Raw genomic sequence first — 6095 nt, 5'->3', positions numbered from 1 at the left:
CCGTGGTTTTGATATTAGTTTAGCGACGATTATCAGATCATAAATGAAGCCTTTTTTCTATCTAAAAATAAACGGTTATTGCTTAAGATCCTATCTATGAATAAAGCATTAACGGTTGGAGAAGTAGCAAAACGTAGTGGAGTGGCTGTATCAACACTGCATTTTTATGAAGCGAAAGGGCTAATCAAAAGCTCGCGTAATCAGGGAAATCAGCGCCGTTTTCCTCCCATTGTCCTACGCTATATCGCAATTATCAAAGTCGCACAGAGTACCGGTATCCCCTTAAAAGAAATACAGAAAATACTCAGTCAATTCCCCCCCAACAGCAAACTGACTACCGAACAATGGAGCATGATCTCTTCACAATGGCGGGATACACTGGAACAACGCATAACCAAATTAACCCAGCTACGCGATAATCTGGACAGTTGTATTGGCTGTGGATGCCTTTCCCTGACAGAATGCCCGTTACGCAATCCAAATGATATTTTAGGTAAAACGGGTTCAGGTGCGAGGATATTACTTCAAAAAAAATAAAAAAATTCCCGCCTCCTAAACAATTTTATATTTTTTAATAACAGAAGATATTTTTTAACTCGATAGAGTCGTGTCCTTTGTTTTATTATTTTATCAGCATCTGATTTTATACCTTGCTCTATTTTCCTGAACTTATTTTTAAATATAGATAAATTATTGCCATTTTATTCCGTTAACATTTTCGGAGCATTAAATGAAAAATATATTAAAAACATCCTATCTCGCAATGACATTAGCACTGACAGGTATTATAACAACATCGGTTACACCCACGGCATCAGCCAAACCTGCTGAACAGCCGGTAAATCAGGTAGCAGGATATTATCACTATATGCTCGGCGATTTAATGGTAACAGCCGTTTATGATGGTCATACTGGTCTTTCACCTGCTTTATTAAAAGGTCTTGATATAAAAAACATTCAAACCCTGATTACACGTATGTTTCAGACTGAAAATAAAGAGGGCGTTCAGACCGCAATAAATGCCTATCTTGTGAACACCCAAGAAGGGTTGATATTGATTGATGCAGGCAGCAGCAATTGCTTTGGGCCTACTGCGGGAAATATCGTTAATAATATCCGGGCTGCGGGTTATCAGCCAGAATCAGTAAAAGCGATACTACTGACACATATGCATCCAGACCATGCCTGCGGTATTGCCTCTCCAGATGGCAAAATAATATTCCCTAATGCAACTATTTATGTTTCTGAGGAGGAAAAAAATTTCTGGCAGGCACCTGAAACCATCGCTTCAGCCACTGCAATAAATCGTTCATTCATTACTCAGACTCAGAACGCCATCGCACCGTATGCGGCCAAAAAAGCTGTGCGTACTTTCCAAAGTGGGGAGGATATTATTCCCGGTATCAAAGCAATATCGACTTCTGGTCATACTCCGGGACATACTTCATTCCTACTGAATTCCGGTAAAAAAAACATGCTGATTTTGGGAGATATTATACATTTTTACGCAGTGCAACTGGAACATCCAGATGTTTCTATTGAGTTTGATATAGATAGCAATAAAGCCATTGAAGCACGCAAATCAATTTTTGAAAAGGCATCACATGAAAAATGGTTAATTGGCGCTGCTCATTTACCATTCCCGGGTATTGGCTATCTTCGTCAGAATAAACAAAAATATAACTGGGTTCCAACTGAATATTCAACAACTCTGAAAGAAAATAATTAACGATATATACCCTATGGATTTCAAGATGCGTCGCGGCAGCAAGGGAATGAGTCCCCGGTAGCATAGATAACTATGTGACTGGGGTGAATGAGCACAGCCAACAAAGAGGCAACTTAAAAGACAACGGGTATAATGGAGGGAAGATCTTGCCTCTCTCCTCCATTAATAAATAGACAAATAATAAGTGGTTAATCAGCCTTCCGATTTTCTTATCGCATCTGCCAAATCATTCATTTTTAGATCAGCATTAATATATTCACTGTTATCTGGAAGATGAACTTTTATATTCTGTTTTAGCTCATAACTTAACAGACCATTTTGCAGCTCAAAATCAAAAACATGCCCGCCATTTTTTCGGGCATCATCGATAAAATGAATATGAAACCCTGCAACAGAAATACCGTGAAAAATATCAGGCGTCCAGAAACCGACCATTACACCAGAAACATTTTGTAATATATTTTCTGATTGCTCAACAGTCGCTTCAACAAAGGTTTTATATGGTTTTTCCTGATAATTAGTCCGACGGAGCCAAATCTCTTTGAAAATCCCTTCAATTTTTACAGCAACAAAAATATTATCAATATTTATCTGTGCCGATAGTTCTGAATAAAGCTCTTTTTTGCTGATATCCGAAACGGGAAACTGCTCACTGGGATGAAAATATGTCAGTTGAGCGAAGGGAAGTTGGTCGTACTCACTAAACCGACGTACATTACCTGTTCCCTGAATTTCAAAAAAGGTATCATCCAGTGCGATCATTTCACCTGCGAGCGCATGTGAGCAACCAATACCAAATGAGCCGCCTTGACTGATTTCTGCTATTGAAAACATTCCATCAAATACTCCGGACATCAAAGCGTGCATGGTGGAATACTGATTTATAATCAGGCTCTTCATATGGCCTCTCCCTTGCTATTATCAGCAATTTTAAACTTATTGGTTATATTAGATATATCTTAGATATATCAGATAATAACCTTAGAAAAACATCATGTCATAAATTAATATCCTTAGCACTAACTCATTGTCAAGATAATTATACTCCTCCATTAAATTATTCAATCACTGATTGAAAACACATAAATAAAATAACTAAGTTTATTTCAATTTAACATTTCAATGATTATATCTGTTCCAAGTAGCTTCATATAACATAACACACTGTTTTCCACTCAGTGACCAGAACCATTTATATTTACTTGAAAATAGATTAAGTTACCTTTAACTGCCCAAGGGTTAAATCATCACTATAAAATTCAAAGAAATATCTATTTATTTAATAAAAATAAACAGAAAACAAAAACAGAGAAAATCTTTACTATTTTTTCATTAATTTTTTTCAATATTACACTTTAAACATAACCCCATCACCATTAAGCTGGGTTTTATATTCACAATATAAATAGATCAAAACTATTGCATACCCCATTATCTTATGCGTATTATCAGCAGTATATTTTAATGCTCGTTTTTACTTTACGGATTATTCATGAATAAAATTTGTATGTTATTTCTATCTGCAGTTATGCTTTGCAGTGGCTGTGCAACTATCGTCGGTGAAAAGACTCAGCTTGTCCAAATTAATAGCCAGCCTTCTGGCGCAGAATTTTCAATCAAAGATGAAACCGGGCAGGAAATTACCCGTGGTAATACCCCACAAAGTGTAATGCTGGCAAAATCAGACGGTCACTATTTTGGTGGTAAAAAATATCAAATCACCTTCACAAAAGAAAATTTCCAATCTGTTACCCTGCCATTAGTCGCAAAAGCAAATGGGTGGTATATCGGCGGGAATTTAGTCTTTGGTGGTTTAATTGGCTGGTTGGCTGTTGACCCTTTCAATGGTGGTATGTATACACTGCATCCAAAAGCAGCCAATGTGACGCTGCCTGCCTCCAAATAACAACCCGTCTCCAAATTAAATATCAAAATATGGCGATTTCAATCGCCATATTCATTCGGATTATTTATGGGGATAGTGAATAAGATTATGGATAACCACAACCTCATCACCTGAATTAGCATAAGCATGGCGACAATCAGCAGGAAAACGCATAGATTCACCCGATGAAATTTTATGCCATGCATCCTTAATACGCAGATCCAATTCCCCACTAAGCACAATAACATGCTCTACTACACCGGATTCATGCGAAGTAGATTCACTTGAGGCTCCCGGAGCTAACTCTATTTTGAATAAATCGATGAAAAATTCATCATCAAAAGGTATGAGCTGCTTTATACTCATCCCTGAATTGGTTTGTTCAAAGCTTGGTAATTCATTAAACCGATGTAACACTGGCTGGAGATGGGACTCTGTCCCTTCCAGAAAAGTCGAAAATGCAACATTAAAACCTGTTGCAATTTTCCACAATGTAGACACTGTCGGGCTTGATTGACCCCGTTCAATTTGCCCAAGCATTGCTTTACTGACCCCGGTCAGTTTAGCGGCCTGACTGAGGCTGACCCCTCTTGAAGCTCTTAATGACTTAAACGTTTCCGAAATTTTCGCTGTGATATCACTCATTAGGCCTTCTCAAAAATAAATGCATGATTGAATGCTATAACGGACGATGATATTCTCACCATCGTCCGTTATAGCATCCGACAGGTAACATCATATGCCTAAGCAATCATTTTTCAGGGATCTCTCCCCAGCAACTCTCGTCATAGGATTTGTTGCAGTATTAGTTGGGTATGCTAGTTCAGTTGCAATAATACTCCAAGCAGCGACAACCATTGGCGTTGAGCCATCACAAATTGGTGCCTGGTTAGGCATGCTTGGTATTGGAATGGGGGTCACAACAATTGCATTATCACTTTATTACCGCACTCCGATTATGACAGCTTGGTCAACGCCGGGAATTGCCTTATTGGCAACCTACTTCCCGCACACTTCTGTCAATGAGGCCATTGGTATTTTTATCTTTGCATCAGCATTAATGCTGATATGCGGTATTACCGGGCTATTTGCCAAGCTGATGAACTACATTCCCCATTCCATTGCAGCCGCAATGCTTGCCGGAATATTACTTCGTTTCGGTTTGGATGCTTTCTCTATGCTGCAATCCCATTTTTGGCTTTGTGGTATCATGCTGCTTGTTTACTTAATTTTCCGCCGTTATTTGCCATTATACTCAATAATATCAACACTTATAGTGGGGTTGATTATCTGTGTTTTTAATGGGGATTTAAATTTCTCAGGCAAAGATATCATGTTTTCTGTGCCTGAATTTGTCAGGCCACAATTTAACATCACCACACTGATTGGTGTCGGTATTCCATTTTTTATCGTCACAATGGCATCACAAAATGCTCCGGGAATTGCGATCCTACAAGCAGCAGGTTATCCACCCCGTACTTCCCAATTACTTATCTGGACATCGTTAGTAACAATTATACTGGCTCCTCTCGGGGGATTCAGTATCTGTATTGCCGCAATTACAGCTGCTGTTTGTATGGGAGATGACGTCCACCCTGATCCAAATAAGAGATATGTCACTGCTGTCAGCGCAGGATTTGTCTATTTACTGGCGGGTATTTTTGGTGGCGTCATTTTCTATTTATTCAGTGGCTTTCCTGCCTCATTGATAAAAATTCTGGCTGGATTAGCATTATTAGGGACTTTTACAAACAGCCTGACTCAGGCGATAAAAGATGAACGCGCAAGAGATGCGGCAATTATCTGTTTTTTAATCACAGCATCAGGTGCAAATTTACTGGGCATCAGTTCAGCATTCTGGGGGCTGGTTGGCGGAATTATTGCCCACCTGATATTGAGAAAAAAATACTGAAGTAAAATGACATTACAACCCTAAGGCAGGAAGACTACTTAAACATAAATATTTATTAATCATAAGTATCTAAGATAATTTATAACCATAATATATATTAACAAAAAGGCATGGAAATATTTAAACTTTCTTTTTATCTTATTATTTGTTTTACTGGGGTTAATAGAAGGATAAAAACATTGCTTAATTAAAATCATTAGTGAGAGTTTATTATGATCGAATCTATTTTAAATGAAGCGGTAAAACACTCCAGAGAAATATTAAAAGCAAAAGCAGGAAATAAGTATTATTATGACATTAACATTCCTAAGCAGAAAGGCGAACATAAGGAACATTTATATGAAAATGAAATGATAGATCATAAAAATAATGAATTCAATAAAGTTCGGGAATTTGCAGACACATTAATAAGAGATAATAATTACACTAAAAACAATGCCTTTGAAATAAATGAAAGAATTAAAAAAAACCTTGGATTCGACTAATAAGTGCAATTTCTAAGAAAGGCGGTCAGTTGCTATAGTAGGCATCTTTCTCGCCAAAGGAAAATGCACTATGACCTATACACA

Annotated in this window: 7 protein-coding genes; 5 read left to right on the top strand and 2 right to left on the bottom strand. The window is 37.6% G+C overall.

The genetic code is table 11. The annotated features are described in order from the left end of the window. Positions 1 to 96 precede the first annotated feature (96 nt). Complete coding sequence (soxR, locus tag Xinn_RS19720; protein ID WP_099137774.1) at positions 97 to 537, top strand: redox-sensitive transcriptional activator SoxR; 441 nt, start codon at positions 97 to 99, stop codon at positions 535 to 537. Positions 538 to 730: 193 nt separating this feature from the next. Then, positions 731 to 1729: an MBL fold metallo-hydrolase gene (locus Xinn_RS19715; protein WP_086955462.1), complete on the top strand. Its 999-nt coding sequence runs from the start codon at positions 731 to 733 to the stop codon at positions 1727 to 1729. A gap of 192 nt (positions 1730 to 1921) precedes the next feature. On the opposite strand, the gene budA is transcribed toward Xinn_RS19715, so the two are convergent. Beyond that, positions 1922 to 2629, bottom strand: a complete 708-nt coding sequence (budA, locus tag Xinn_RS19710; RefSeq protein ID WP_086955461.1) for an acetolactate decarboxylase — start codon at positions 2627 to 2629, stop codon at positions 1922 to 1924. A gap of 592 nt (positions 2630 to 3221) precedes the next feature. Between budA and Xinn_RS19705 the strand changes: the two genes are divergently transcribed. Beyond that, positions 3222 to 3635, top strand: coding sequence for a hypothetical protein (locus Xinn_RS19705; RefSeq protein ID WP_086955460.1), 414 nt, complete (start codon positions 3222 to 3224; stop codon positions 3633 to 3635). Between the two features lie 60 nt (positions 3636 to 3695). Here the strand turns inward: Xinn_RS19705 and Xinn_RS19700 are convergent, their stop codons facing one another. Continuing rightward, on the bottom strand, positions 3696 to 4259 hold the full coding sequence (locus Xinn_RS19700; RefSeq protein WP_086955459.1) for a helix-turn-helix domain-containing protein: 564 nt from the start codon (positions 4257 to 4259) through the stop codon (positions 3696 to 3698). 94 nt (positions 4260 to 4353) lie between these two features. Between Xinn_RS19700 and Xinn_RS19695 the strand changes: the two genes are divergently transcribed. Together Xinn_RS19695 and Xinn_RS19690 are read left to right on the top strand one after the other, a co-directional pair. Continuing rightward, positions 4354 to 5526: a benzoate/H(+) symporter BenE family transporter gene (locus Xinn_RS19695; protein ID WP_086955458.1), complete on the top strand. Its 1173-nt coding sequence runs from the start codon at positions 4354 to 4356 to the stop codon at positions 5524 to 5526. A 212-nt stretch (positions 5527 to 5738) separates the two neighbouring features. Further along, on the top strand, positions 5739 to 6011 hold the full coding sequence (locus Xinn_RS19690) for a hypothetical protein (RefSeq protein ID WP_099137773.1): 273 nt from the start codon (positions 5739 to 5741) through the stop codon (positions 6009 to 6011). Positions 6012 to 6095: the final 84 nt, after the last annotated feature.

This window comes from Xenorhabdus innexi (assembly GCF_002632485.1).
In the GTDB taxonomy this organism is placed as follows: domain Bacteria; phylum Pseudomonadota; class Gammaproteobacteria; order Enterobacterales; family Enterobacteriaceae; genus Xenorhabdus; species Xenorhabdus innexi.
The sequence above is the reverse complement of the archived record's forward strand: the minus strand, read 5'-3'. Positions and strand labels throughout refer to the sequence as shown.